30 protein-coding genes and 2 pseudogenes are annotated in these 24125 nt (G+C 69.3%); 13 read left to right on the top strand and 19 right to left on the bottom strand.

Annotation, left to right across the window (positions count from 1 at the left end):
• Positions 1 to 20: 20 nt before the first annotated feature.
• The 7 genes and pseudogenes from rlmN to ACWD1U_RS15645 all read right to left on the bottom strand — a co-directional run bounded on the left by rlmN (position 21) and on the right by ACWD1U_RS15645 (position 5135).
• Positions 21 to 1127, bottom strand: a complete 1107-nt coding sequence (gene rlmN / locus ACWD1U_RS15675) for a 23S rRNA (adenine(2503)-C(2))-methyltransferase RlmN (RefSeq protein ID WP_451107815.1) — start codon at positions 1125 to 1127, stop codon at positions 21 to 23.
• A 211-nt stretch (positions 1128 to 1338) separates the two neighbouring features.
• The gene (locus tag ACWD1U_RS15670; protein ID WP_451107989.1) at positions 1339 to 1986 is read right to left on the bottom strand and encodes a hypothetical protein; all 648 of its coding nucleotides are present in this window, start codon (positions 1984 to 1986) and stop codon (positions 1339 to 1341) included.
• Positions 1987 to 2166 (bottom strand): annotated as a pseudogene (locus tag ACWD1U_RS15665) (HNH endonuclease); the annotation flags it as partial.
• A gap of 421 nt (positions 2167 to 2587) precedes the next feature.
• Positions 2588 to 2797 (bottom strand): e9imm peptide, encoded by a 210-nt coding sequence (locus ACWD1U_RS15660; RefSeq protein WP_451107814.1) that lies wholly within the window; start codon positions 2795 to 2797, stop codon positions 2588 to 2590.
• A 14-nt stretch (positions 2798 to 2811) separates the two neighbouring features.
• Positions 2812 to 3297 carry an NUDIX domain-containing protein gene (locus ACWD1U_RS15655; protein WP_451107812.1) on the bottom strand — a complete coding sequence of 162 codons (486 nt, stop codon included), beginning with the start codon at positions 3295 to 3297 and terminating at the stop codon, positions 2812 to 2814.
• A 19-nt stretch (positions 3298 to 3316) separates the two neighbouring features.
• Complete coding sequence (locus ACWD1U_RS15650; RefSeq protein ID WP_451107811.1) at positions 3317 to 4531, bottom strand: helix-turn-helix domain-containing protein; 1215 nt, start codon at positions 4529 to 4531, stop codon at positions 3317 to 3319.
• Positions 4532 to 4766: 235 nt separating this feature from the next.
• The gene (locus tag ACWD1U_RS15645) at positions 4767 to 5135 is read right to left on the bottom strand and encodes a winged helix-turn-helix domain-containing protein (RefSeq protein ID WP_451107809.1); all 369 of its coding nucleotides are present in this window, start codon (positions 5133 to 5135) and stop codon (positions 4767 to 4769) included.
• Positions 5136 to 5284: 149 nt separating this feature from the next.
• Between ACWD1U_RS15645 and ACWD1U_RS15640 the strand changes: the two genes are divergently transcribed.
• From ACWD1U_RS15640 to ACWD1U_RS15585, 12 genes are all read left to right on the top strand, one after another.
• Positions 5285 to 5638 carry an SCO3933 family regulatory protein gene (locus tag ACWD1U_RS15640; protein ID WP_059423151.1) on the top strand — a complete coding sequence of 118 codons (354 nt, stop codon included), beginning with the start codon at positions 5285 to 5287 and terminating at the stop codon, positions 5636 to 5638.
• 2 nt (positions 5639 to 5640) lie between these two features.
• Positions 5641 to 6996, top strand: coding sequence for an FtsK/SpoIIIE domain-containing protein (locus ACWD1U_RS15635; RefSeq protein ID WP_451107807.1), 1356 nt, complete (start codon positions 5641 to 5643; stop codon positions 6994 to 6996).
• Between the two features lie 85 nt (positions 6997 to 7081).
• Positions 7082 to 7777: a DUF2637 domain-containing protein gene (locus ACWD1U_RS15630; protein ID WP_451107805.1), complete on the top strand. Its 696-nt coding sequence runs from the start codon at positions 7082 to 7084 to the stop codon at positions 7775 to 7777.
• Positions 7778 to 7796: 19 nt separating this feature from the next.
• A complete protein-coding gene (locus ACWD1U_RS15625) occupies positions 7797 to 7991 on the top strand; it encodes a hypothetical protein (protein ID WP_451107803.1) in 195 nt (64 codons plus the stop codon).
• A gap of 1 nt (position 7992) precedes the next feature.
• Positions 7993 to 8184, top strand: a complete 192-nt coding sequence (locus ACWD1U_RS15620; RefSeq protein ID WP_451107802.1) for a mobile element transfer protein — start codon at positions 7993 to 7995, stop codon at positions 8182 to 8184.
• Between the two features lie 12 nt (positions 8185 to 8196).
• A complete protein-coding gene (locus ACWD1U_RS15615; RefSeq protein ID WP_451107800.1) occupies positions 8197 to 8352 on the top strand; it encodes a hypothetical protein in 156 nt (51 codons plus the stop codon).
• Positions 8353 to 8381: 29 nt separating this feature from the next.
• Positions 8382 to 8705: a SpdD-like protein gene (locus ACWD1U_RS15610; RefSeq protein ID WP_451107799.1), complete on the top strand. Its 324-nt coding sequence runs from the start codon at positions 8382 to 8384 to the stop codon at positions 8703 to 8705.
• An 89-nt stretch (positions 8706 to 8794) separates the two neighbouring features.
• Complete coding sequence (locus ACWD1U_RS15605) at positions 8795 to 8983, top strand: hypothetical protein (protein ID WP_451107797.1); 189 nt, start codon at positions 8795 to 8797, stop codon at positions 8981 to 8983.
• The gene (repSA, locus tag ACWD1U_RS15600) at positions 8976 to 10346 is read left to right on the top strand and encodes a replication initiator protein RepSA (protein WP_451107795.1); all 1371 of its coding nucleotides are present in this window, start codon (positions 8976 to 8978) and stop codon (positions 10344 to 10346) included. The genes ACWD1U_RS15605 and repSA overlap by 8 nt, the downstream gene beginning before the upstream one ends.
• Positions 10347 to 10348: 2 nt before the next feature.
• Positions 10349 to 10546 (top strand): helix-turn-helix transcriptional regulator, encoded by a 198-nt coding sequence (locus tag ACWD1U_RS15595; protein ID WP_451107794.1) that lies wholly within the window; start codon positions 10349 to 10351, stop codon positions 10544 to 10546.
• A complete protein-coding gene (locus ACWD1U_RS15590; protein WP_451107792.1) occupies positions 10546 to 11781 on the top strand; it encodes a tyrosine-type recombinase/integrase in 1236 nt (411 codons plus the stop codon). The genes ACWD1U_RS15595 and ACWD1U_RS15590 overlap by 1 nt, the downstream gene beginning before the upstream one ends.
• 280 nt (positions 11782 to 12061) lie before the next feature.
• Positions 12062 to 12313 (top strand): hypothetical protein, encoded by a 252-nt coding sequence (locus ACWD1U_RS15585; RefSeq protein WP_451107790.1) that lies wholly within the window; start codon positions 12062 to 12064, stop codon positions 12311 to 12313.
• A 49-nt stretch (positions 12314 to 12362) separates the two neighbouring features.
• Here the strand turns inward: ACWD1U_RS15585 and ACWD1U_RS15580 are convergent, their stop codons facing one another.
• From ACWD1U_RS15580 to rpsB, 7 genes are all read right to left on the bottom strand, one after another.
• Positions 12363 to 12578, bottom strand: a complete 216-nt coding sequence (locus ACWD1U_RS15580; RefSeq protein WP_451107788.1) for a hypothetical protein — start codon at positions 12576 to 12578, stop codon at positions 12363 to 12365.
• 359 nt (positions 12579 to 12937) lie between these two features.
• Positions 12938 to 13387: an SRPBCC family protein gene (locus ACWD1U_RS15575; RefSeq protein ID WP_451107786.1), complete on the bottom strand. Its 450-nt coding sequence runs from the start codon at positions 13385 to 13387 to the stop codon at positions 12938 to 12940.
• A gap of 119 nt (positions 13388 to 13506) precedes the next feature.
• Entirely contained in the window at positions 13507 to 14634 is a 1128-nt protein-coding gene (locus ACWD1U_RS15570; protein ID WP_451107785.1) for a phosphatidate cytidylyltransferase, read from the bottom strand.
• Positions 14634 to 15191, bottom strand: a complete 558-nt coding sequence (frr, locus tag ACWD1U_RS15565) for a ribosome recycling factor (RefSeq protein WP_031120910.1) — start codon at positions 15189 to 15191, stop codon at positions 14634 to 14636. Before frr ends, ACWD1U_RS15570 begins: the two co-directional genes overlap by 1 nt.
• A 165-nt stretch (positions 15192 to 15356) precedes the next feature.
• Positions 15357 to 16115, bottom strand: coding sequence for a UMP kinase (pyrH, locus tag ACWD1U_RS15560; RefSeq protein ID WP_010044452.1), 759 nt, complete (start codon positions 16113 to 16115; stop codon positions 15357 to 15359).
• A 184-nt stretch (positions 16116 to 16299) separates the two neighbouring features.
• Entirely contained in the window at positions 16300 to 17136 is an 837-nt protein-coding gene (gene tsf / locus ACWD1U_RS15555; protein WP_451107782.1) for a translation elongation factor Ts, read from the bottom strand.
• A gap of 174 nt (positions 17137 to 17310) precedes the next feature.
• A complete protein-coding gene (gene rpsB, locus ACWD1U_RS15550; RefSeq protein WP_451107781.1) occupies positions 17311 to 18225 on the bottom strand; it encodes a 30S ribosomal protein S2 in 915 nt (304 codons plus the stop codon).
• Between the two features lie 273 nt (positions 18226 to 18498).
• Between rpsB and ACWD1U_RS15545 the strand changes: the two are divergent.
• Positions 18499 to 19068: pseudogene (locus ACWD1U_RS15545) on the top strand (murein hydrolase activator EnvC family protein); the annotation flags it as partial.
• A gap of 130 nt (positions 19069 to 19198) precedes the next feature.
• Here ACWD1U_RS15545 and ACWD1U_RS15540 read toward each other — a convergent pair.
• From ACWD1U_RS15540 to ACWD1U_RS15520, 5 genes are all read right to left on the bottom strand, one after another.
• Complete coding sequence (locus tag ACWD1U_RS15540; protein WP_451107974.1) at positions 19199 to 19756, bottom strand: TetR/AcrR family transcriptional regulator; 558 nt, start codon at positions 19754 to 19756, stop codon at positions 19199 to 19201.
• Between the two features lie 94 nt (positions 19757 to 19850).
• Positions 19851 to 20696 carry an RNA polymerase sigma factor WhiG gene (whiG, locus tag ACWD1U_RS15535; protein WP_451107779.1) on the bottom strand — a complete coding sequence of 282 codons (846 nt, stop codon included), beginning with the start codon at positions 20694 to 20696 and terminating at the stop codon, positions 19851 to 19853.
• 268 nt (positions 20697 to 20964) lie between these two features.
• Entirely contained in the window at positions 20965 to 22125 is a 1161-nt protein-coding gene (gene dprA / locus ACWD1U_RS15530) for a DNA-processing protein DprA (RefSeq protein ID WP_451107777.1), read from the bottom strand.
• Positions 22122 to 23747, bottom strand: coding sequence for a YifB family Mg chelatase-like AAA ATPase (locus tag ACWD1U_RS15525; protein WP_451107776.1), 1626 nt, complete (start codon positions 23745 to 23747; stop codon positions 22122 to 22124). The genes dprA and ACWD1U_RS15525 overlap by 4 nt, the downstream gene beginning before the upstream one ends.
• Positions 23747 to 24109 (bottom strand): YraN family protein, encoded by a 363-nt coding sequence (locus ACWD1U_RS15520; RefSeq protein WP_451107774.1) that lies wholly within the window; start codon positions 24107 to 24109, stop codon positions 23747 to 23749. Before ACWD1U_RS15520 ends, ACWD1U_RS15525 begins: the two co-directional genes overlap by 1 nt.
• Between the last annotated feature and the right edge of the window lie 16 nt (positions 24110 to 24125).

Raw genomic sequence — 24125 nt, 5'->3', positions numbered from 1 at the left:
ATGTTCTTACGGCGGTCAGACTACCGTTCGGTGGCCGCGAGCTGACCACACGCCCCGTCGATCTCCTGACCACGGGTGTCCCGGATCGTCACCGGCACACCATGCGCGGCGATCGCCTCCACGAACGCCTTCTCGTCCTCGGGCCGCGAGGCGGTCCACTTGGAGCCGGGCGTCGGGTTCAGCGGGATCAGGTTGACATGCACCGGCCTGCCCTTGAGCATCCGGCCCAGCCGGTCACCGCGCCACGCCTGATCGTTGATGTCGCGGATCAGCGCGTACTCGATGGACAGCCGCCGACCGGACCTGGCGCTGTACTCGAAGCCGGCGTCCAGCACCTCGCGGACCTTCCACCGCGTGTTCACCGGCACGAGGGTGTCGCGCAGCTCGTCGTCGGGCGCGTGCAGCGAAATGGCGAGGCGGCACTTGAAGCCCTCGTCGGCGAACCGGTGGATGGCCGGGACGAGGCCGACGGTGGAGACGGTGATCCCGCGCTGGGACAGCCCGAGGCCGTCGGGCTCGGGGTCGGTGAGCCGCCGGATGGATCCGACCACCCGGTTGTAGTTCGCGAGCGGCTCGCCCATGCCCATGAACACGATGTTGCTGAGCCGCGCCGGGCCGCCGGGGACCTCCCCGTCCCTGAGGGCCCGCATGCCGTCCACGATCTGGTGCACGATCTCGGCCGTGGACAGGTTCCGGTCCAGCCCCGCCTGCCCGGTCGCACAGAACGGGCAGTTCATTCCACACCCCGCCTGCGAACTGATGCACATGGTCACCCGGTCCGGGTAGCGCATCAGCACGGACTCGACGAGCGTCCCGTCGAACAGCCGCCACAGCGTCTTGCGCGTGGTGCCCTGGTCGGTCGACAGATGCCGCACGACGGTCATCAGCTCGGGCAGCAGCGCCTCCTGCAACCGGCCGCGGGAACCGGTCGGGATGTCGGTCCACTGCTCCGGATCGTGCGCGTACCGCGCGAAGTAGTGCTGCGACAGCTGCTTGGCACGAAACGGCTTCTCCCCGACCGCGGCAACGGCCTCCTTGCGCTCGGCAGGAGTGAGGTCGGCGAGATGCCGCGGCGGCTTCTTGGCTCCGCGGGGGGCGACGAAAGTGAGTTCTCCGGGCTTCGGCATAACCCTCCCAGTGTCGCAGATCAACTCGGGGGGCCCAGGCCAGAGCGGGGTGGGGGTGGTCACCTGTGGGTGCGGACTGTCAGCGTTGGCCGACCTCGGACGGCCCAGGGACGGCCCAGGGGGCCCCGCGGTCGCGATTACTGGTCCAGGCCGATCAAGGAAGCAAAGCGGCGCGCACTCACGGCTAGGGCTTCGCGTCCTTGCCAGACTCTCAGTTCTTGAGTCCTCGCCATGCCTCGACGGTCTTCCTTAGCCGCTCCAGCGGATCGGGCTCGCTGACCAGAAATGCGTTCTTGAGCTGAGGCACAAGCTGCACAACCGAGGTTTTAGTGTCTAGTTCAATCGTCATACCGGCAAACGCAAGCCCTTCCGCTAGATGCTGGCCAGCATTCACTCCATTAACCCGGATCCCGATTCCACGCAGATCAACCAAGTAGCCAGAGCGCCAGAATTTAGCCCGGAGGTGAGCCGGTTCGCCTTTCATGTTCAGATTCAGTGCCACATTATTGACGCCAGATCGGACCGTCAGCTTTTGATAGTCCGACTCCATATCCCATACCGCAGCATCACCCGATATCCATTCGTTGTCTTCAATCAAGGCGATTAGGCTGCCACTTTGATCACGCAGGTTCATTGATAGACTGACGTGCCCATCTGAACCTGGAGTAAGGGTCAATAGCGGTTCCCCATCTACAATGATCACCGGCCCTTCACCAACCATCAGCACGCCGCCCGCCAGCACGGCGCAGTAATCTTGCTTGGTATATAGCATTCCGCCCGCCAAGCCTCTTCGGGCATTGAACGGGCTCGCCTGAATTTCTCGCTGCTGCTTTGCAGTGAAAACACCCTTCGTCGCCATGTCGTGACACAAGGGACACAGAACCATCATGTCCTCTACTCGGAAGTGCTGGTCCTCGCTATACGGGATAATGTGGTGGTACTGGTAAATCGGGAGCCCGCACCTACAGCAGCCGAAACGGGCATGCTGACGCAACTTCCGCTTGACCTCAGAAGGGGTCTTGGGTCGATCCTCGTACATGCGTCCCCTAGCTTCTCAAGTCGCAACAATGCACCAAATATAGCGGGCATTCCACGTGACGGCTGGAGAACAAGGTCGGCGGAGCGGCTTTGGGCTGGAGCTGCTTTGGGGCGAGTGATCATGGCCCCGTAAGCTCATGGCGAGTCGGGCAGTCTGTGGACCTGCCCGTTAAAGCACGACGTTGGGGCCATGATCTTAGAGGCTCGCCCCAAAGTGGCTGCCTAAAGCCGTGGAGCCGACCGCCCCAGCCACAGAGGGTGTCTCCCCCTTCATGCCCGCAGCCGCCGAGCGCGCCGCCGGGCGCGGCCAGCCGGGGCGCAGACAGGAGGCAGGCCGCGCCGCAGAGGCGGCGCGCGCCCGCGCCGTGCGCGGGCCTTGATGAAGTAGAGAAACTCTTACCGCAATGCGGTCTACTGTGCGGTTACAGGGCGAACGGCTCGTAGGACAGAGCTCGGCCCACGACCTTCTCTGCCGTCAGCTGAGGATCGTGGTCCCAGAAGACATAGTCACTGATGTGCGGGCAGCCAAGTCCACGTACGAGCCCCGCGAGGATGTCGTCGGCTTCGGCCTCGTCGGCATAGTCGGCGTTCATGAGCCGCTGGACGAGGTGGATCGCTTCGGCTCGACTCATGCCGCGGGGAGTGGTCACGCTGCCTCGGTGCCGGGTGTCTGGCCGTGCTCCAGGTAGACCGGCGAAGCTGCGTCTCGGGCCTCTGTTGCTGCGATGACGCGTCGGGCCAACCGCGGGATGGTGTGCTCCGAGATCTGCTCGGGAGTGAAGAAGGCGAAGCTCTTCAGCTCGTCGGGCTGCAAGCTGATCCGGGCCACGTCGTCCTCGCCGAGCTGGCCGCCGTCGAACAGGTACAGCACCTTGTCGCCCTCAGCCTTGTTCGGGGCCCAGTCGACCGCGAGCAGGCGCCCAAGGGGTGGGGTAATGCCCAGCTCCTCCTTGACCTCGCGGATGGCCGCGTGCAGCGGAGACTCGCCGGTCTCGACGTACCCGCCGGGGATCTCCCAGTAGTCCTTGTACGTGGGCTCCACCATGAGGACCCGCCCAGCGGCATCAAAGAAAAGCGCACCCGCTGCCATGCGCGGATGCGCCATCTTCGCTTCCTGTGCGTTCAGTGCCATGCAGCCGAGAGTACCCAGCTCAGATGACATGCAGCCTGTTGGCCAGGTCCGCCAGGCTGCGGCTCGGCCGGCCCCTCTGGTTCCGGACCCAAGTCAGGACGAGTTCGCGCGCGAGGTAGTGGTTCCGTACCTGCTCAGGGGCCCAGCTCTCCGCTTCGAGGATCTTCGCCAAGGCGTCTTCCATACGGTTGTGGGCGCTGAGGGCTCGGGCCACTTCGAGGTTGTGGCGTGTGCGGCGCTCGGTCGGCAGCGCGCTGGTGTCGATCTGCGGACCCAGATCCACCGCGACCTGCATGTCTCCCAGCTCTGCGGCCGTGGCTACGCGATGGATGGCCACATTGGTCGGGCCGAAAGCGGTCCACACGTGGTTGGCGTCGGTTCCCAGCCGCCGGGCTGCCTGGTCGGCCTCGGCGAGGAAGGTCTGAGTCGTGGCACGGTCCTCCGCCCGGGCAGCCGCCATGGATCCGGCGAGGAACAAGGTTCCGTAGATCGACAGGAACTCGGGGTTCGCGTCGTCCAGGCCGGGGCGGAGGTACTCCCCCGCGTCGCCGACGAGCTGCGTGGCGGCACCGAACCGGCCGGTGGTCAACAGGCAGTGGGCGACGGAGCGGAACAGGGACCCGGTCACCACGGCATTGCCGGACTGCTGAGCGGCAGCCAAGCCGCGGTCGGCTGCGATCCACGCCAGATCAGCCTCGCCGAGCTTGGTGAGCACCATGGCCGCGCCCTGGTAGGTCATCGCCGTGAGTTCATGTGCTTGCTCGCGCTCCCGGCCCTGGTAGGCCTGGGCCGCGATGAGCGCATCGGCCAGCAACAGCGGTAGGCGGCGAGTGGCGAACGCATACCGCGAGTCCTGATACGCGTCCCACACCTCAGCGACGCTGCTGCGGAGTTCGTCGAGTGAGGTCGGCTCGCCCTCGGTCGTGATCCCAAGAAGTGGGGTCAGCTGGCGGTAGTTCATCAGGGCCGAGCGAAGCGCCGGCACCGTGCGCTTGCCGCTGTCGGCTGTCCAGTCCAACAGGGTGGGTTCGGCGAGCAGGTCGCCCAGGGTCACGTCGAGTGCATCGGCAAGCGACTTGATGACCGAGAGCCGGTCCAGCTCGATCCGGTTGTTCTCGGCCTTGCTCAGCCAGTCGACGGTTCGGCCGACCAGTCCGGCCAGGACTTCTTGGGACATGCCACGCCTGCGGCGGTACCAGGCAACGCGTTCGCCGATCGTCAGGTTCGTCGTCATTCCTCGCATGGCAAGAGCGTCCCCCCGTCTCTACATGGGACCCCGGAGAGATTTTCCGGGGTACTCCACCGACCCGCTCCTAGCGTTGCTGACAACCCCAGGGACTGTCAGGTCGAACCACGACGAAGGAGCCACGCGATGCCGCTGACCCCGGCCGAAGTGGTCGAACTCATCAAGGAGGTCAGAGAGCTTGGCGAGGAGGTGGCCGCGCTCGGGAATCGAGCTGAGGCGTTGGTCAGTCGTCTTGCGCCTGGTTCCGCACCAGTTGCTCAAGTTGATCCATCCGGTCGGCGAGCCGACGTACCTCCTGGCGGACTTCCGACAGGTATCCGGCGATCTCCTCGAACTCCGGGCTGTGCTTCGCCGGTCGAGGCTCGTCGGGAAGAGTGACGAAGCTGCCTTTGCCCTGGTGGGAGATCGCGTAGCCGTCCTCGCGAAGGCGTGAGATCGCCTGTCGGGCCACCGTGCGCGAGACGTCGTGCGTTGCCATCAGCTCGGTCTCGGACGGCAGTTTCTTGCCTGGATCCAGCTCTCCCTGGCGGATGCGGCGCTTGAAGTCGTCAGCGATCTCCAGGTACTTCGCGCGTCCGGTGAACTCGGCCATAGCCCCTCTCAGTGCTTGTCGCACTAAGTGCAGCACATCCAACCGACAACAGTCGAGAACCACTTGACGTACTAAGTACTTCAGGTGCACCCTCATGACAGGTCGACGTACTAAGTACGTCAAGTTCGACGACAGCTAGGAGCGCACTCATGCGTCAGATCCCCGTTGAGACGTCCGGCGCGACCGTGATGGTCGCCAAGGCCCCGCAGCCCAAGGTCCGTGACCGTCGGACCGGTGAGATCGCCACCGACGCCGACGGCGTCAAGCTGATGACCGTGGACGTGATGTTCGCGGCCAACGACGAGGTCGAGATCCTGTCCATCACCGTCCCCGAGCCCGGTATCTCCAGCGACCTGGCCATGGGCACCCCGGTCGCTCTGACGGGGCTGATCGCCCGGCCGTGGGAGAACGAGTTCAACGGCCAGAAGCGCCACGGCATCGCATTCCGCGCGGTCGCCGTCACCTCGCTGGCCGCCACCGGCTCGGCATCGGAAGCGGCCTGATCATGACCTGGTTCATGGTCGCTGTGGTTGTGGTCGTCGCCGCTGCGGGTCTCCTGCGGTGGCGGCGCCCCGCCTGGTACTGGCTGACCTTCGGGGTCCTCGTCGCCTCGGTGCGGGTCCTGGTCCGCTACGCCTCGGTCATGGACGCCTGTGGGCTGACGGTTCCGCCCTCGCGCTGGCGGCTGGCGCTGGCCCGGGTGGCCAACCGGCCGGTTCCTGAGTCTCGGGTGCCGCGCATCCTTCGGCTGCGGCCCACCCGGACCGGTCTGGTCCTGCGGCTCAAGCTCCGCCCCGGTCAGGACGCCTTCGACGTGTCGGCGGCCACGGACCGGCTGCGCCACTCCTTCGGGATGTACGGCGTGACCTCCCGCGAGGTCCGCTCGGGTGTGGTTGAGGTGCGGATGACCGGCTACGACGTGCTCAAGCAAGTGCAGATGCCCGCCAAAACCGACACCCGTCCGATGCGGGTTCCGGTCGCGCTGCGGGAGGACGGTTCGGTGCACTACCGCGACTACCGCGCCGTTCCCCACGGGCTGACCCTCGGGGCGACCGAGTCCGGCAAGTCCGTCTATCAGCGCAACCTGGTCGCCGGGCTCGCTCCGATGGACGTCGCCCTGGTCGGCATTGACTGCAAACAGGGCGTCGAGCTGTTCCCCCTGGCCCGCCGCTTCTCCGCCCTCGCCGACAACCCCGACACGGCCCTGGAACTGCTCGAAGCCCTGGTGTCCCACATGGAGGAGGTGTATCAGCTAATCCGGGCTGAGCAGCGCATCAGCGTCGCGGTGCCGGATGCGGAGGTCGCCGCCGACATCTGGGACCTGCCCGACGACATCCGCCCCGTGCCAGTCGTGGTCCTGGTCGACGAGGTTGCCGAACTTGCCCTGTTCGCTTCGAGGGAGGAGGAGAAGCGCCGGGACCGGATCATCACCGCACTCGTGCGGCTCGCCCAGCTCGGCCGTGCGGCCGGCATCTATCTGGAGATCTGCGGGCAGCGCTTCGGCTCCGAGCTCGGCAAGGGCATCACCATGCTCCGTGCCCAGCTCACCGGCCGTACCGCCCACCGTGTCAACGACGAGACGAGCGCGAACATGGCCTTCGGTGACATCTCGCCGGACGCTGTCCTGGCCGCCATCCAGATCCCCGCCGAGACACGCGGCATCGCGATCGCCGGTGACTCCACCGGTGGCTGGCACCGCATCCGCGCCCCGCACACCTCGCTGCGCCAGGCCGTGAACCTCTGCAATAAGTACGCCGACCGCACCCCCGACGTGCCCGCCCTGGCCGCCTACCGGCCCGTGACTGGCTCACTGCCCTCGGCCCGGGTGCCGCTGTCCAAGACAGCCCCCGCCACGGCCTGACCCTTCCCCTCTCATCTCCGGTCGGCGTGACCGTTTCGCGCCAGGTCCCTACCCCCGCCATGCCTCATCACTGGAAGGAGCCGTGATGGCCCGCCCCGCTCTCCGCATAGATGCCGTCCTGGTCCAGGCCGTCATTGCCGGGGCGCTGTCCTTCGCCCACCTGCACGACCTGGCTGCCGCTGCCGGGCAGGACGGCTGGAAAGCCTGGGCCTACCCGATCAGCGTGGACCTGCTCCTGGTCGCTGCCTGGCGGCGGCTCCGTGTCGATGGTCCGTCCCGGCTGGCCTGGTGCTGGTTCGTCATCGCCCTTGTCGCTTCGCTCGGCGCCAACGTCGCCACCGCCGGACTCCTCGACCTCGACCACGTCCCGGCCTGGCTGCGGATCCTCGTCGCCGCCTGGCCCGCCCTGGCATTCATGGGCGGCACCCTCCTCGCCCACTCCGCCACAGAGCAGGTGGCAGAAGCGCCGGCACCCACAACGCCAGATGCCGAACCGAACCCTGAACCGGTCGCCGAACCCGATCCCAAGCCCGAGCCCGAGCCACTTCCAGCGGTCGACCACACCCCGGCCCTCCCGGCTAGCGATCCCGCCCCGGCTGAGCCTGCCCCGGCCGACCCCGCTCCGGCTGTGCCGGTCCCGGCCGCGCTGGTCGACCACGCCCGAAAGGTCGCCGACGACCACCACGCCCGCACCGGTACCCCGATCGACACCGACACCCTGCGCGCCCGCCTCGGCGTCCCGCCCCAGCTCGCCGACGCCATCGCCGCCCAACTCGCCTGATCCCGACGGGAGACACGCCATGACCAGTGACCCGGCCGACCTGACCGCCGCCGACCACCTCGACGCCGCCCGCGAGATGGCCGCCACGAACCGGCCCCTCCTCGCCCACCTGCTCGCCGAGGAAGCCGCCCGCCGCACCACCGACCCGGCCACCGCCGCCAGTATCCGCGCCGCCTACCCCGACCCGGCCCCGACCCGAGAGGAGACCGACTGACATGCCCGCCCGCGACCACTTCCACTCCGTGATGCGCATCGGCCCGGTACAGATCGGCACCCACCGCGACCGCCACGGCCACACCAAGCACGCCGCCGTGTGCACCGCCGACCGCTGCGGCTGGTCCTCCGACTACGGCAGCCAGTCCGCCGCCCAGCTCGCCGCCCGCACCCACCGCTGCCGCGTCCGTTAGGAGGCCACCGCCATGGAAGTACCGCTCTGGCTCGCCCTGCTCGTCATCGGCTACCTCGGCGTCAAGCTCATCCGCCCGCCCGCCTGGCTCATCGCCGTCCTGCTGCTCGGCGGCTTCCTCCTCGCCGACAGCGTCCTCGCCCCCGCCATCGACACCTTCATCAAGTAACCACCCGCCCTCGGAAGGGAGAACCGCTGATGTTCCGTCCGAAGATTCCGACCATGCCCACGCCGACCGGCCAGGTCACACCGCCTGCCGTGGTCGAGCCGACCACTATCGTCCCGGCCGCTCAGACCCCGCAGCCCGCCCCGGTGGCCCCGGCCCCGGTCCCGTCCCGGCCGACGGTTCAGCTCACCCCCGGCACGGCCCTCGCCCTCGTCGGCGGCGGCACCGCCGTGGTCCTGGTCGTCGGCGCCGTCCTGATCTCCATGCTCCTGGCGGTCGCCATCACCGGCGCCTCGGTCGCCGTCTGCGCCGTCGTCCTGCGCTCGCTCCTCGCCTCGGAGACGAAGCGACGTTGACCGGCCCCCGGGCGGCTCCGATACCGCCAAGCATCCGCCGCCCGGGCGCCGTCCCTGTCCGATCCACTGAACCGGAAGGAACCCCCAGCATGCCGCACCTCACCACCACGCCGACGCCCCGCATCTGCCCCAACTGCGACGGCTTCGCCACGGTCGCCATCACTACCGGCAGCCGCGACCGGCACGGCCAGCTGCCCACGCTCACCATCGACTGCCGGGCCTGCGACGGCCTGGGCACCGTCCCCGCCCGCCGCGTCCGGGAGGGTGCGCGTGCCTGACCTGCTCGACCCGACCACCCTCGGCGACCTGCTGAGGGTGGCTTCGGCATCCGACTTCGACCGCTGGCACGAGCAGATCCGCCGCACCGGCGGCTGCGCCGACCCCATCCACCTCACCGGCTGGACCCTGACCAAGGACAAGACCACCGGCGAGACCCTGCACCACTACACCACCGCCAACGAGCCGGGCGGACGCCTCCGCGTCGCCTGCGGCAACCGGCGGGCCTCCCGCTGCCCGTCCTGCGCCTGGACCTACGCGGGCGATACCTACCACCTCATCCGCGCAGGGCTCGCCGGAGACGACCGACGCGACATCCCCGCCACCGTCCGCGACCACCCCCGCGTCTTCGCCACCCTCACCGCCCCCTCATTCGGTCGCGTGCACAACCGGCCTGATCACGGCGTCTGCCGGTGCGGCATCCGCCACGCCGCGGACGCTCCTGAGCTGGGCACCGCCCTGGACCCGGGGACGTACGACTACGCGGGCGCCGTGCTGTTCAACAACCACGCCGGGCAGCTCTGGCAGCGCTTCACCAATCGGCTCCGCCGCGAAATCGCCGCCCGCGCCGGCATCACCCAACGCGAGCTGAAGGAGTGCGCCCGCCTCTCCTACGGCAAGGTCGCCGAGTTCCAGAAGCGCGGCGCCGTGCACTTCCACGCCGTGATCCGCATCGACGGATCTGAGGGGCCGGACACTCCGCCGCCGTCCTGGGCCACGGTCGACCTCTTGGCCGACTCGATCCGTGCAGCTGCCGCGCACTCCTACACCTCGGTCTCCATCCCGGCCTCCGAGGACCAGCCCGCCCGTACCTTCCGCTGGGGCACCCAGCTCGACGTCCGGCCGGTGAAGGCCTTCGGTGACGGCTCCGCTATCACCGAGCAGGCGGTCGCCTCCTACGTGGCCAAGTACGCCACCAAGGCCGCCGAGACCACCGGCACCCTCGACCGGCGTATCGGCGAACTCTCCGAGCTGGACCGCCACGGCGTACCCGAGCACACCCGCCACCTCATCAAGGCCTGCAAGGTGCTCGATCCGCTGTACCCCGACCGGCGCCTGTGGGCCTGGGCTCACATGCTCGGCTTCCGCGGCCACTTCTCCTCCAAGTCCCGCCGCTACTCCACCACCCTCGGCACCCTGCGCCAGGCACGCGCCGACTACCGCGCTACCCAGGAACACGCCGCCCTCGGCCTGGACGACCGCGAGCCCGACACCGTCCTCGTCCTGGCCGACTGGCAGTACGCCGGACACGGCCACACCCCCGGCGAATCTGCCCTCGCCGCCACCATCGCCCGCGACATCCAAGCCAATCGCGAAACCGCCCGCGAAGCCCTACGCGACCAACTCGCAGAAGGGGAGTACTGACCATGGCCTCAGAGCTGCCGCCCCGGTTCCTGACGCCTGAAGACCTGGTCGAGATGTTCGAACTGCCCAGCGTCGAAACCGTCTACCAGTGGCGCCGCAAGCGCACCGGCCCCCGCGGCTTCCGAGTCGGACGGCATCTCCGCTTCGACCCGAACGACATACGGGCCTGGGTCGACTCCCAGCTCGAGGAGGCCGCCTAATGGCGGGGCACGTCCAAGACCGCTGGTACAAGACCGAGCCAGGCCCCGACGGCAAGCCGGTAAGGGTCAAGACCGAACGCTACGGCAACGGACTCCGCTACCGGGCCCGCTACGTCGGCCCGGACGGCACAGAGAAGAGCAAGTCCTTCCCAGACCGCCAGAAGCGCCGGGCGGAAGAGTGGCTGGCCGAGACGGCTGCCGACATGTCCCGTGGTCAGTACGTGGACCCCAGAGCAGCCCAGACCACCTTTCAGCAGTACGCAGAGCGCTGGATCACCGGGCAGACGACCGACCTGAACACACGCATCGGTGTGGAGACCCGTCTTCGGCTGCATGCCTTCCCTCGTATCGGGGCGCGTCCGCTGGGGTCTTTCCGTCCAGTCCACATCCGCGAGTTCGTGCGCGACCTGGAGAACGACTCGATGGGCGGCACCTACGCCCGCAACATCTACGCCAACGTCCGTGCCGTGCTGTCGGCCGCCGTGGATGACGGCTTCCTCGCCCGGAACCCGTGCTCAGCAGCGTCAGTGCGCCCGCCCGCAGTCTCGACTGCCCGGGTCGTGCCCTGGCTCCCGTCCCAGGTGCGTGCGGTCCGAGATGCCCTGCCCGAGCGCTACCAAGCCATGGTTGACGTCGGCAGTGGCTGCGGCCTCCGCCAGGGCGAGATCATCGGTCTGGCCGAAGACACCTTGCAACTCGACAGCGACACTCTCCGCGTCACCGCTCAGGTGAAGCTGATCCGTGGTGTCGCGGTCTTCGCTCCACCCAAGGGCAACAAGGAGCGGGACGTACCGCTGCCGTCCTCGGTGGCCTCCGCTCTGCGGCAGCACATGAAGAGCCACCCGCCCGTGGGTATCAAGCTGCCGTGGGGCAGGCCGGACGGTCCGCTCACCGAACGGCGTCTGATCTTCACCAACACGGCCAGCGGAATCGTCTGGCGAAGCAACTTCAACATCCAGGAGTGGAAGCCCGCCCTCGCGGCGGCCGGCCTCATCCCGACGCCCGAGCCCGGCAAGCCGTACGCCTCCGCACGGCAGCACGGAATGCACGCCCTTCGCCACTTCTACGCCTCGGTCCTCCTGGACGCGGGCGAGAGCATCAAGGCCGTGAGCGAATACCTCGGGCACTCCGACCCGGCGATGACACTGCGGGTCTACGCCCACCTGATGCCCAGCAGCAGAGAGCGTGCCCGCCGAGCTCTGGACAGTGTCTTCGGCACGGCCCAGGAGCCCTGACGGCCCAGGGACGGCCCACGGGACACAAGACGGCCCCCTACTGGCGACAACATCGCTGGTAGGGGGCTTCTTCGTGCCCGGAGCACATCAGTTCTCCGGGTGCAGGCATAACCCTTCCAGTGTGGCAGATCAACTGCGGCAGCCCAGGCCTGAGCGGGGTGGGGGCGGTCACCTGTGGATGCCGCCCGACGGCGTTGGCCGCCCTCGCACGACCCGGAGACGGCCCAGGGGCGCGTGCTCCGGGAGATGGGATGACCTCTCCGGAGGGATGCGAGTGGGCGTGCTCGAACTGATGGAGTGGTCGGCCGAGCGCGGAATGACGACCGTCTTCAAGGTCGACGGGGACCGCATGGTTGAGCGGAGGACGGCATGGATGGTCATCGTCAGCGGCGGGCCGCTCGGCGAGGACTCGTTCTTCCGCTCTGATCTGACCGCGGCGGACGCATGCCTTGACTCGTTGCTCGCTCACCCTGGAGGGCAAGGGCCTGTCACCGCTCGCATGATCAGCGTGTCCACGCCTGGGCTGAGCTGACGAGACGCTGAGCTGAGGTTCTCGGGCCGCTTGCCTCGGGACCCCTCAACTAGGGGCGGCAGGAGTCGCGGGTGGGTGGCAAGAAGCCGTCCACTGCGCCGGCGTTGTATGCCGCTCGCTCGTTCTGAGCCTGTATCCGCTGAGCTTGCTCGATGAGGAGTCCGTCGGCATTCTCCGTGCTGCCGTTTTTTCGGCGCAGGAGTACAAAGATCAAAGCCAGCGCTGTCACCACCAAGAGGCCGAACAGGATGCCTAGTTCGATCATGAGAGTCCCCCATGTGTGCGCTGCCGGTACGGAACCAGTCACGTCGGCCATCGACCCGATGGCTGTGCGGATACATCCTTCCCCCAGGCTCGGTCATCACTCGACCGGCCCGTTGGCCGACCACGTGATCGCCGAGAACACCTTGTCACCCTCGGCCCCGTTCGGGGCCCGGTCGACGCGAGCAGGCGTCCAAGGCGTGGGTGATGCCCGGTTCCTCCCGGACCTCGCGGACGGCCGCGTGAAAAGGGGGACTCGCCGGTGCTCTGCGTGAGACTGTTCGTCCTCTTCGAACTGCGGCAGAACAGCTGAAAGCTCCCCGACGGCGCTGAGCGCAGCCGACGGCAGCAAAGGGAGGCGCCCTACTCGCCCGGGTGCTCCAGCCGGTCCTTGAGGAGTTGTTCGTTGCGCGGGAGTTCCTTGCGGACCTGGGGGCGTACGACGAGGGGGACGAGGACCTTGCCGACGCCGTGGCCCTCGAAGTCGATTTCGATCGTGACGTGGGAACGACGCCCTTCGTCCATCGGCTCGACCTCGCCGTGCACCCGTGCCCTGACGGGGCCGTCGACGCCGCGCATGCCCCAGCTGTGCGGCGGGTCGTACTCGGTGACCTCCATGGTCATGGGCATGACGCGGTTGCCGACATGCCGGGTGACGCGGACCCGGGAGCCGACGCCGACGGGCCCCTGGTCCAGGCGTTCCGCGGACACGGCGCTCAGCTGCCACTCGGGCAGTCGCGGGGCGTCCGTGACGTAGTCGTAGACGTCCTCGGGACGCCGGTCGACATCGATGCTCTGTCGGATGATGGGCATGATGGCCTCCTTCGGGAGGTACATCTGCATCGTCCCACTCTGCGCCCCGCGATGCCGCTCGATACGACAGTGAGCCCCCGCCCGGCCGGACGAGAGCTCACTGACGATGCCCGGTCGGCTCAGCCGGACCCGACGAAGAGCACGAGCAGCAGCCACACCACCGGAGCGGTGGGCAGCAGCGAGTCCAAGCGGTCCATGATGCCGCCGTGACCGGGCAGCAGCGTGCCCATGTCCTTGATGCCGAGGTCCCGCTTGATCATGGACTCGCCGAGGTCGCCCAGCGTGGCGCTGACCGCGACCGCGAGACCGAGCACCAGGCCCTGCCACCAGGCACCGTCGTCGATGAGGAACTGCATGCACAGCGCGCCCACGACCATGGCGAAGGAAACCGCCCCGGCGAGGCCCTCGCGGGTCTTGCCGGGGCTGATGCGCGGCGCGAGCTTGTGCCGGCCGAACCGCCAGCCGACGGCGTAGGCACCCGTATCGCTGACGACCGTCAGCAGCAGGAAGGTGAGCACCCGCTGCGGCCCGTCGTCCGCGGTGAGCATCATCGCGACGAACGTAGCCAGGAACGGCACGTAGAACGCCGCGAAGACGCCGGCGGTGACGTCCCTGAGGTAGTTCTCCGGCGGTTCCGTCATGCGCCACACGAGCACGGCCAGTGCCGTGAGTGCCATGGCGATCCAGGCGCCCTCGGCACCCCGGACGTACCCGGCGACGACCATCGCGGCACCGCCGAGCGCGAGCGGCACGAGCGGCGCACGGATGCCCTTGCGCTCGTCCAGCCGCTTGGTCAGTTCCCACAGGCCCACCACGACGGCGACCGCGACGACGCCGACGAAGACGGCCTTGACGACGAACAGCGACGCGACGATCACCGCGCCCAGACCGACACCCACCCCTATCGCGGCACTCAGGTCGCGACCCGCGCTCTTCTTCTGCGGCTTGGGGGCCGGCTGCGAGGCGTCGGGCATGGGCTCCGGATTCGTGTCGTTTCGGACCGGGGGGCCGCTCACGCGAGCAGCCCCCCGGTCGTCATCCTGGTTTCCGCCGAAGTCGGTCACGTCGGGCACGATGGGCATGGGGCGAGTCTGAGGCGCTTCATACGCATCGTATGCGGGACCCGCCGGAGCAGCCCCCGGGACGTGCCCCTGGCCGGGGCTCCCGACGGGCCCGCGGCCCTGCCCTTGGTCGGTGGGCCCCCAGTACCCGGCCTGTGGCGGCGCCCCCCAGGAAGAGTTGTTCATCAGACCTCGAGCAGCTCCGCTTCCTTGTGCTTCAGGAGCTCGTCCACCTGCGCGACGTACTTCGCGGTGGTGTCGTCGAGCTCCTTCTCCGCACGGCGGCCCTCGTCCTCGCCGACCTCGCCGTCCTTGATCAGCTTGTCGATGGCGTCCTTGGCCTTGCGGCGCACGGAGCGGATGGAGACCTTGGCGTCCTCACCCTTGCTCTTGGCGACCTTGATGTACTCGCGGCGGCGCTCCTCGGTCAGCTCGGGGAACACCACCCGGATGATGTTGCCGTCGTTGCTCGGGTTGACGCCCAGGTCGGAGTCGCGGATGGCCTGCTCGATGTTGCGCAGCGCGCTCTTGTCGAACGGGGTCACCACGGCCATGCGCGGCTCGGGCACCGAGAACGAGGCCAGCTGGTTGATCGGGGTCGGCGCGCCGTAGTAGTCGGCCACGATCTTGTTGAACATCGCCGGGTGCGCACGGCCGGTGCGGATCGCGGCGAAGTCCTCCTTGGCGACCACGACGGCCTTCTCCATCTTCTCCTCGGCCTCGAGGAGGGTCTCTTCGATCACCACTTGCTCCTGCGTGTCTTGAGTAGGCCCGGCTGCGGTTCCATGCGGGGCGGCGGCCGGCTGCGTCGCGTCTTCTTCTGCACGGTTCCCGACCGGCGGGACATTGTCCATCCCCCGGCCCGGCTCCGTCCCGTCCGTCCCCCGGACGGGGTTGTTCTCGGGGACTCAGTCCCGGCTGCCGGGGTCCCCCACCAGCGTGCCGATCTTCTCACCCTTGACGGCTCGCCCGATGTTGCCCTCCGCCAGCAGCTCGAAGACCACGATCGGGAGCTTGTTGTCGCGGCACAGCGTCACGGCTGTGGCGTCAGCGACCTTCAGATCGCGGGTGATGACCTCGCCGTACCCGAGGTGGTCGAACTTCACCGCGTCCGGGTTGGTCTTCGGGTCGGAATCGTAGACCCCGTCCACGCCGTTCTTCCCCATCAGCAGGGCCTCGGCGTCGATCTCCAGGGCGCGCTGGGCGGCGGTGGTGTCGGTGGAGAAGTACGGCATGCCCATACCGGCGCCGAAGATGACCACGCGGCCCTTCTCCAGGTGCCGTACGGCGCGCAGCGGGATGTACGGCTCGGCGACCTGGCCCATGGTGATGGCGGTCTGCACCCGGCAGTCCACCCCCACCTTCTCCAGGAAGTCCTGGAGAGCGAGGCAGTTCATGACGGTGCCGAGCATGCCCATGTAGTCGGAGCGGGCCCGGTCCATGCCGCGCTGCTGGAGCTCGGCACCGCGGAAGAAGTTGCCGCCGCCGATGACGACCGCGATCTGCGCACCGTCGCGCACGACGGCCGCGATCTCGCGGGCGATCTTGTGCACCACGTCGGGGTCGACGCCCAGGCCCCCACCGCCGGAGAAGGCCTCTCCGGACAGCTTCAGCAGAAACCGGCCGCGTACTTTGCCGTCGTCGCTCTTCTGGGCCTTGGTGGTCATGGGGGATCCCGCCTCTTTCACGTGTTGCACATGCGAAGAAGGCCATTGCCGGTGGGGCGTGTTTCGCATCCCATACGGCAATGGCCTCCTCGTCAGATCTGCTGTCGTCCGTCACCCCTGTGACGGCGCACGCGGACGACTGCTGTCGACCCTATCGGGGTCGCGCGTCGGTCGCGGTACGGACTCAGATGCCGACCTTGATACGCGTGAAGCGCTTCAGGGTGACACCGGCCTCGTCCAGGATCTTCTGGACGGACTTCTTGTTGTCGAGCGCGTACGGCTGGCCGAGCAGCGTGGCGTCCTTGAAGAAGCCGTTGAGGCGACCCTCGACGATCTTCGGCAGGGCGGCCTCGGGCTTGCCCTCGGCGCGGGTGGTCTCCTCGGCGACGCGGCGCTCGGACTCGACGACCTCGGCCGGGACGTCCTCCTTGGAGAGGTACTTCGGCGCGAAGGCGGCGATGTGCTGGGCGACGCCCTTGGCGATCTCCGCGTTCGGCTTGTCCAGCTCGACGAGGACACCGATCTGCGGGGGCAGGTCGGGCATCGTGCGGTGCATGTACGCCGTGACGTAGCCGTCGGCGAACTGCGCGAAGCGGTCCAGGACGATCTTCTCGCCCAGGTTGGCGTTGGCCTCGTCCACGAACGCCTGGACGGTCTTGCCGGCCTCGATCTCGGAGGCGAGCAGCGCCTCCAGGTCGGCCGGGGAGGTCTTGGCGACGTGCTCGGCGATGGCGGTGGCCACGGCCTGGAACTTCTCGCCCTTGGCGACGAAGTCCGTCTCGCACTTCAGCTCGACGATGACACCGGAGGAGTTGTCGTCGGCGATGATCGAGACGACGGCACCGTTCTCGGCGGAACGGCCCTCGCGCTTGGCGACGCCCTTCTGGCCCTTGATGCGGAGCGCCTCGACGGCCTTCTCGACGTTGCCCTCGGCCTCGTCCAGCGCCTTCTTGCAGTCCATCATGCCGGCGCCCGTGAGCTCACGGAGCTTCTTGACGTCGGCGGCGGTGTAGTTCGCCATGAGTCTGTGAATCTCTCTCGAAGTCTGGAAGATCGAAGATCTGCGGATGTGCCCCATGAAGCCGGGGGACGCTGTCCTTCCGCTGACCTACGGGTGAACGGCGGGAGCGGACTTCACCGCGCCGAAGGCGCTGGTGATGCCGTACCGCTCCCGCCGTCACCTCGGACTGACGGGTCAGGCCTGCTCGGCCTCGACGGCCTTCTCGCCCTCGGCCGGCTTCTCGGCCTCGGCCTCGGCGGCGGGGGCGGCCTCAGCGGCCGGAGCAGCCTCGGCGGCCGGAGCGGCCTCAGCGGCGGGGGCGGCCTCGTCGGCCTTCTTCTCGCCCTCGAGCAGGTCGCGCTCCCACTCGGCCAGCGGCTCGCCCGCGGCCTTCTCGCCCTTGCCCTCGGTGGCGACACCGCTGCGGGCGATGAGACCCTCGGCGACGGCGTCGGCGATGACGCGGGTGAGCAGGGTGACGGAGCGGATCGCGTCGTCGTTGCCCGGGATCTTGTAGTCGACCTCGTCGGGGTCGCAGTTGGTGTCGAGGATCGCGACGACCGGAATGTTCAGCTTCCGGGCCTCACCAACGGCGATGTGCTCCTTCTTGGTGTCCACGATCCAGACGGCGCTGGGCACCTTCTGCATCTCGCGGATACCGCCGAGGGTCTTCTCCAGCTTGGCCTTCTCGCGCGAGAGCACGAGAAGCTCCTTCTTGGTCAGACCGGACGCGGCGACGTCCTCGAAGTCGATCTGCTCGAGCTCCTTGAGGCGCTGCAGACGCTTGTAGACGGTCGAGAAGTTGGTGAGCATGCCGCCCAGCCAGCGCTGGTTGACGTAGGGCATGCCGACGCGGGTGGCCTGCTCGGCGATGGCCTCCTGCGCCTGCTTCTTGGTGCCGACGAACATGACCGTGCCGCCATGGGCGACGGTCTCCTTGACGAACTCGAAGGCGCGGTCGATGTACGACAGCGACTGGAGCAGGTCGATGATGTAGATGCCGTTGCGCTCGGTGAAGATGAAGCGCTTCATCTTCGGGTTCCAACGGCGGGTCTGGTGACCGAAGTGGACGCCGCTCTCCAGCAGCTCCCGCATCGTGACGACGGCCATGGCCGTATCTCCTTGAATTTCTCGGTTGTGCCGCGGATGCCGGACGGCTTCCGCGCCTGACGCCCGCTGCGCGCCGTGCCACGAGGGACCGAGGGGCGCTGATACGAACCGTTTCCGGCCGTCGTATCGGGGCGTGCGAAGTCGACCCGGTGACCCGGATCGCCACCAGAAGTGTACGGGACCCGCGGGGCACCGGGTGACGCCGTTGTCCACAACCGGGCGGTTGTCCACAGCCACGGGCGGAGTCGGGGGCGTTCCGGGACGATTTTCCGCATGCGAGCGAAGCGATGTGTGCGCGTGATCACGCGGTCGGCCCTGCTGCTGGTCCTGACGGTGACGGCCCTGATGGCCCCGCCACCGCCCCTGTTCGCCGCCGGCTCACCGGTCGCGGACGCCACCGTGCCGACGGTGGGACGCGCGTGGCCGGTCGGCTTACGCCCCCGGGTCCTGCGCGCCTGGGAGCCCCCGGCGACGGTGTACGGCCCGGGCCACCGGGGCGTGGACCTGGCGGCACCGCCGGGAGCTCCGGTAAGGGCGGTGGCCGCCGGCCGGGTGGCTTTCGCGGGCCGAGTGGCCGGCAAGGGGGTGGTCTCGGTGGACCTCACGGAGACCGGCGATCCACCGCTGCGCACGACGTACGAACCGGTGACGGCGACGGTGAAGGAGGGTGCGGACGTCGCACCGGGCGAGGTGATCGGCACGGTCGACGCGAGGGGCTCACATTGCACGGGAACGTGTGTGCACTGGGGCCTGCGCCGGGGCGAGACGTACCTGAATCCACTGTCCTTGCTGCCACCGTGGCTGCTCCACCGGGGCCCGTCGCGACTGTTGCCGGTCTACGGGCCTGTCCAGCTCCGGACAGTCGCGCTTCCCGGGCGAGCTGGGTCGGCCCGGCTCGAGCGCAGTGGAGAGCCTGGGGAGGGTGGGCGCAGCGGAACCCGGCCCCGCCTCGCTGCGCACCGCCCCGGCGGCCTCAACCCCGCACACCCCGCAGCGCCATCGACACAGCCGCCTGTTTGATCGCGCCGGGCTCCTCGGCGGCCCCGAGCTCGATCCGCCGCACGGCCGCGTCCACAACCCCCTGCACGAGCATCGCCGCGAGCCGAGGCTGCTCGTGCCCCAGCTCTCCCAGCGCCTCGACGATCATCGCGACCAGCCCGCCGTGCGCCGCCCGGATCTTCTCCCGGGCCCCCGCGTCGAGCTCGCTGGCCGAGATCGCGACCACGGCCCGGTGGCGCCGGTCCCCGACCAGCTCCAGCTGCTGCCGCACATAGGCCCCGACCTTGGCCTCGGGCGTCTCCGCCCGCTCCATCGCGGCCGCCACCTCGGCCGCCCAGACCGGGAAGTCGACCTCGCACAACTCTTCGACCACGGCCGCCCGGGACCGGAAGTACTCGTAGACGCTCGACCGCGCGAGGCCCGTCCGCTCGGCGAGGGCCGGGAAGGTCAGCGCCTCCGTACCGCCCTCGGACAACAAGGAACGAGCCGCGTCCAGCAGGGCGGCTCGCTGCATCGACCGGTGCTCGGCCACGGAGGCCGCTCGAATCCTTGGCACGTCAACCACTCTACGGACGCCTCCCGCCCTGCGGGAGTGGCTCCTGCCGGCCCGACGTCATTCCGCCGGTTCAGCGGCCGAAGCTCGCCAGTTTCGCTCTCAGTTGCAGGACCGACTTGGTGTGGATCTGACTGACCCGGCTCTCGGTCACACCGAGCACGTTTCCGATCTCGGCCAGGGTGAGGCCCTCGTAGTAGTACAGCGTGACCACGGTCTTCTCACGGTCGGGCAGCGTGTTGATCGCACGGGCCAGGAACCTCCGCAACTCCCGGTCCTCGGCGACCTCCACAGGGTTGTCAGCGGCGGTGTCCTCCAGCGTGTCCATGACGCTCAGTCCGTCGCCGCCCTCGGCCCCGCCGCCGTGCAGCAGCTCCTCCAGGGCCACCACGTTGGCCAGCGACAACTGGCTGAACACCGCGTGGAGGTCCTCGACCGCGATGCCCATCTCGGAGGCCACCTCACCCTCCGTCGGAGTCCGCCGCAGCCGGGCCTCCAGCGTGGCGTACGCCCGCTCCACGTTGCGAGCCTTCTGCCGCACCGAGCGGGGGATCCAGTCCAGCGCCCGCAGTTCGTCGATCATCGCGCCGCGGATCCGGGTGATCGCGTATGTCTCGAACTTGATCTCCCGGTCGATGTCGAACTTCTCGATCGCGTCGATCAGCCCGAACACCCCGGACGAGACGAAGTCCGCCTGCTCCACGTTGGACGGCAGGCCCACGCTGACCCGCCCCGCGACGTACTTCACAAGCGGCGAGTAGTGCAGGATCAGCTGCTCACGCAGCCGCTCGTCCCCCGTCGCCTTGTACGACCGCCACAGCTCGTCGAGCGTCGAGGGAGCGGGCGGCCGTACGCTGCCACCGTCACGGGCGGCTGGGGGGATCGCCGCCCGGTCGGACCCGGAGGTGTGCTGGGGCATTCGTCGCCTTGTGCCGTTCTGCGCAGTGGTGCTGCTGGGGTGAGCTGTCTGTCTGATGTCGAGTTGCCAGTCCGTGTCGGGATCCTCGTGAGCGTAGCGTGACTGCGGTGTCGCGGTGCGCGAAGCCCGGAGGTCGAGGCGGGCGCAGATATGTTCCTCAGGGCGCCCCGACGGGCGTCGCGGTCGCTCGGTGTGACAACCCGAGAACCCCAACTGGGTATTTTTCCAAGGGGTGTCGAGGATCCCCCGGACGGCCGAACACAGGCGGTCAACACGGTTCGCGACCTTCGCGGACCGACATCACCGCCTGGCGTGTCAACTTCCAACCGTCGCCGTGTCGTTCGACGTAACCGAGTGCTCGGAGTTCGTACAGTCTCGCGATCGCGTCGTCCGGAGCGGTCTGTGCGCGGCGCGCGATCTCGTCCGGCCCGGCGGCCCTGCGGGCCGGGAGCGCGGCGAGCACCTGCCGGGAGCCCGGTTCCAGCAGGTCCCGGGGCAGGACGGGACCGCGCCTCTCGGGGGCCAGTTGCCCGATGTCGCCGACCAGTTCGACGACATCGGCGGCGTCGGTGACCAGGGCCGCCTCGCCGCGCAGCAGTTCATGCACCCCGGCGGACAGCCCGCTGGTGGCCGGGCCCGGCACGCCCATCGTGTGCCGGCCGAGGCGCTGTGCCGCCCTCCCCGTGACCAGGGAGCCACTGCGGTGGGCGGCCTCGACGACCACGGTGCCGCGGGTGAGCGCCGCGATCACCCTGTTCCGCAGGATGAACCGGCTGGGCGTCGGATGTTCGCCGGGCGGCAACTCCCCGATTACCAGACCCTGTTCGGCGATTCTGCCGATCAGCTGGGTGTGCCCGCGGGGGTAGGGCCGGTCGACACCGCAGGCGAGGACGGCGACGGTGGCACCGCCGGCCCCGAGGGCCCCGCGATGGGCTGCGCCGTCGACTCCGTAGGCGCCTCCCGACACCACGACCCAGCCCTGCTCGGCGAGACCGGCGGCGAGGGTGGCGGCCATGTGGGCCCCGTACTCCGTGCAGGCCCGGGCCCCGACGACAGCCACCGACTTCAGCGCCCACATCCGCAGGCTGGCCCGCCCGCGCACCCACAGCCCGAGGGGCCGGGCATCCCCGAGGTCGTCGAGCTGCCCCGGCCACTCCGCGTCCCCGGGGCACACGAACCGCACCCCGGCCTCCCGGGCGACCTCCAGATCCCGTCGCGGCCGGGCGACCCCGGCCCTGGCCACCAGCCCCGTCCACCGCTTGCCGCTCACCCCGGGCAGAGCCGCCCCGCCTTCCCCCAAGCGCCGCGCCACTTCCGCGACCCCGAACTCCCGCACCCACCGGCCACCGGCCTCGTCGCCGGGTTCGATGACACGGGTGAGGAAGACACGGCCGAGCAGCTCGTCGTCCGGTTCCTCGACGGCGCTCACGTGATGGCCCCGATGGCCATGGGGACGCCCCGCGGCACTCCCGTGCGCAGCTGGAGCGCGAGGGCCACGTCCGTCGCGTCGGGGCGGTCGTGGCCGACGAGATCGGCGACCGTCCAGGCCACCCGCAGGACGCGGTCGAGGCCGCGGGCGGTCAGAACGCCCCGCTCGAGGTTCCGCTCGGCCTCGTCCATCGCGCCGGGCATGGCGTACCAGCGGTTGCGCAGCTCACGGCCGGGCACTTCGCTGTTCGTGCACCAGGGGGTGCCTGCGAGGCGCTCCAGAGCCCGCTCCCGAGCTGCCCGCACCCGGTCGGCCACCGTCGCGGTGGATTCGCCCCGGGCGCCGCAGGCGGTCAGCTCGGTGCGGGTGACGCGGTCCACCTCGACGCGCAGGTCGACGCGGTCGAGCAGTGGGCCGGAGAGCCTGGCCTGGTAGCGGCGGATCGCCGAGGGCGGGCACTCGCACAGGTCGTCCCGCTGCGAGAACCGGCCGCACGGGCAGGGGTTGGCCGCGAGCACCATCAGGAACTTCGCCGGGAAGCGCACGACGCCCGCACTGCGCGCGATCACGACATGCCCGGCTTCCAGCGGCTGCCGCAGCGCGTCCAGGGCCTGGCCGCTGAATTCGGGCGTTTCGTCCAAGAACAACACCCCGCGATGGGACAGCGACACCGCGCCGGGACGCGCGACGCCCCCGCCGCCGCCGACGAGTGCCTGCATGGTGGCCGAGTGGTGCGGGGCGCAGTACGGGGCGACATCGATCAACGGCTTTCCCGGGGGCAGCAGGCCCGCCACCGAGTGCACTGCGGTGACCTCGAGCGACTCCTGCCGGCCGAGTCGCGGCAGGATGGCCGGCAGCCGCTCCGCGAGCATCGTCTTGCCGGCACCTGGTGGCCCCTCGAGGAAGAGGTGGTGCCCGCCCGCCGCGGCCACTTCCACAGCCGTGCGCGCCGAGGTCTGCCCCACGACGTCCGCCAGGTCGTGGCCGTGGTCGTGCTCAGCCGCGCCGACGCTGTGCATGCCCGTGGCCGCGCCCGTTCCCGGCATGCGCAGTCCGGCGAGGAGGGGATCCGGGCGGCCCTGCTCGTCCGGCTCCTCGTCGGGCACGGGTTCGTCGGCGAGGATGGCGATCAGCTGCCGCAGACTGCGGACGCCCAGTACGGACACCTCGGGCACGAGAGACGCCTCGGCGGCGGCACACTCCGGCACCACCACCTGCTCATATCCCGCGTCCGCCGCCGCCAGCACCGCGGGCAGCACCCCTCGCACCGGCCGCACCCGCCCGTCCAAGCCGAGCTCCCCGATCATCACGATGTCGGCGAGGACCCGCGGGTCGATGCGTTCCGCCGCGCCGAGGACCGCTGCGGCGACGGCCAGGTCGAAGCCGCTGCCGGACTTGGGGACGGAGGCCGGGCTCAGACCGACCGTGAGTTTCTTCTGCGGCCAGGCCGCGCCCGAGTTGACGACCGCGGCGCGGACGCGGTCGCGGCTCTCCGTCAGGCTCTTGTCGGGCAGCCCCACCAGTGTGAAGGCCGCGATACCGGGTTCGAGGTCGGCCTGGACCTCGACGACCACGCCCTCGACACCCACCAGCGCCACCGAACACGTACGGGCGAAGGCCATCAGGCCACCCCCCGCACGTGCTCGACCACGGCGGCGCCGCGGGCCGGAAGCAGCACGCCGACCAGGTCGATGCGGACCCCGCCGGGCGGGGCGCCCCCGTGGGACTGGATCCAGCGCTCGGCGAGATCCCGCAGCCGCTCCGCCTTCTGCGGGGTCACGGCCGCCATCGGGTGCTCGAAGGGGCTCTCCCTGCGGGTCTTCACCTCGCAGACGACCAGGACGTCCCCGTCCCTGGCCACGATGTCGATCTCGCCGCTCCGGCCCGAGCGCCAGTTGCGCTCCAGGACCGTCAGACCGGCCTCCGCCAGCCGTCGGGCGGCCAGGCTCTCTCCGTACCTGCCCATCGCACTGCGTGCGTTCATGTCGGCACCACCTCCG

This window comes from Streptomyces sp. NPDC002788 (assembly GCF_053592115.1).
The sequence above is the reverse complement of the archived record's forward strand: the minus strand, read 5'-3'. Positions and strand labels throughout refer to the sequence as shown.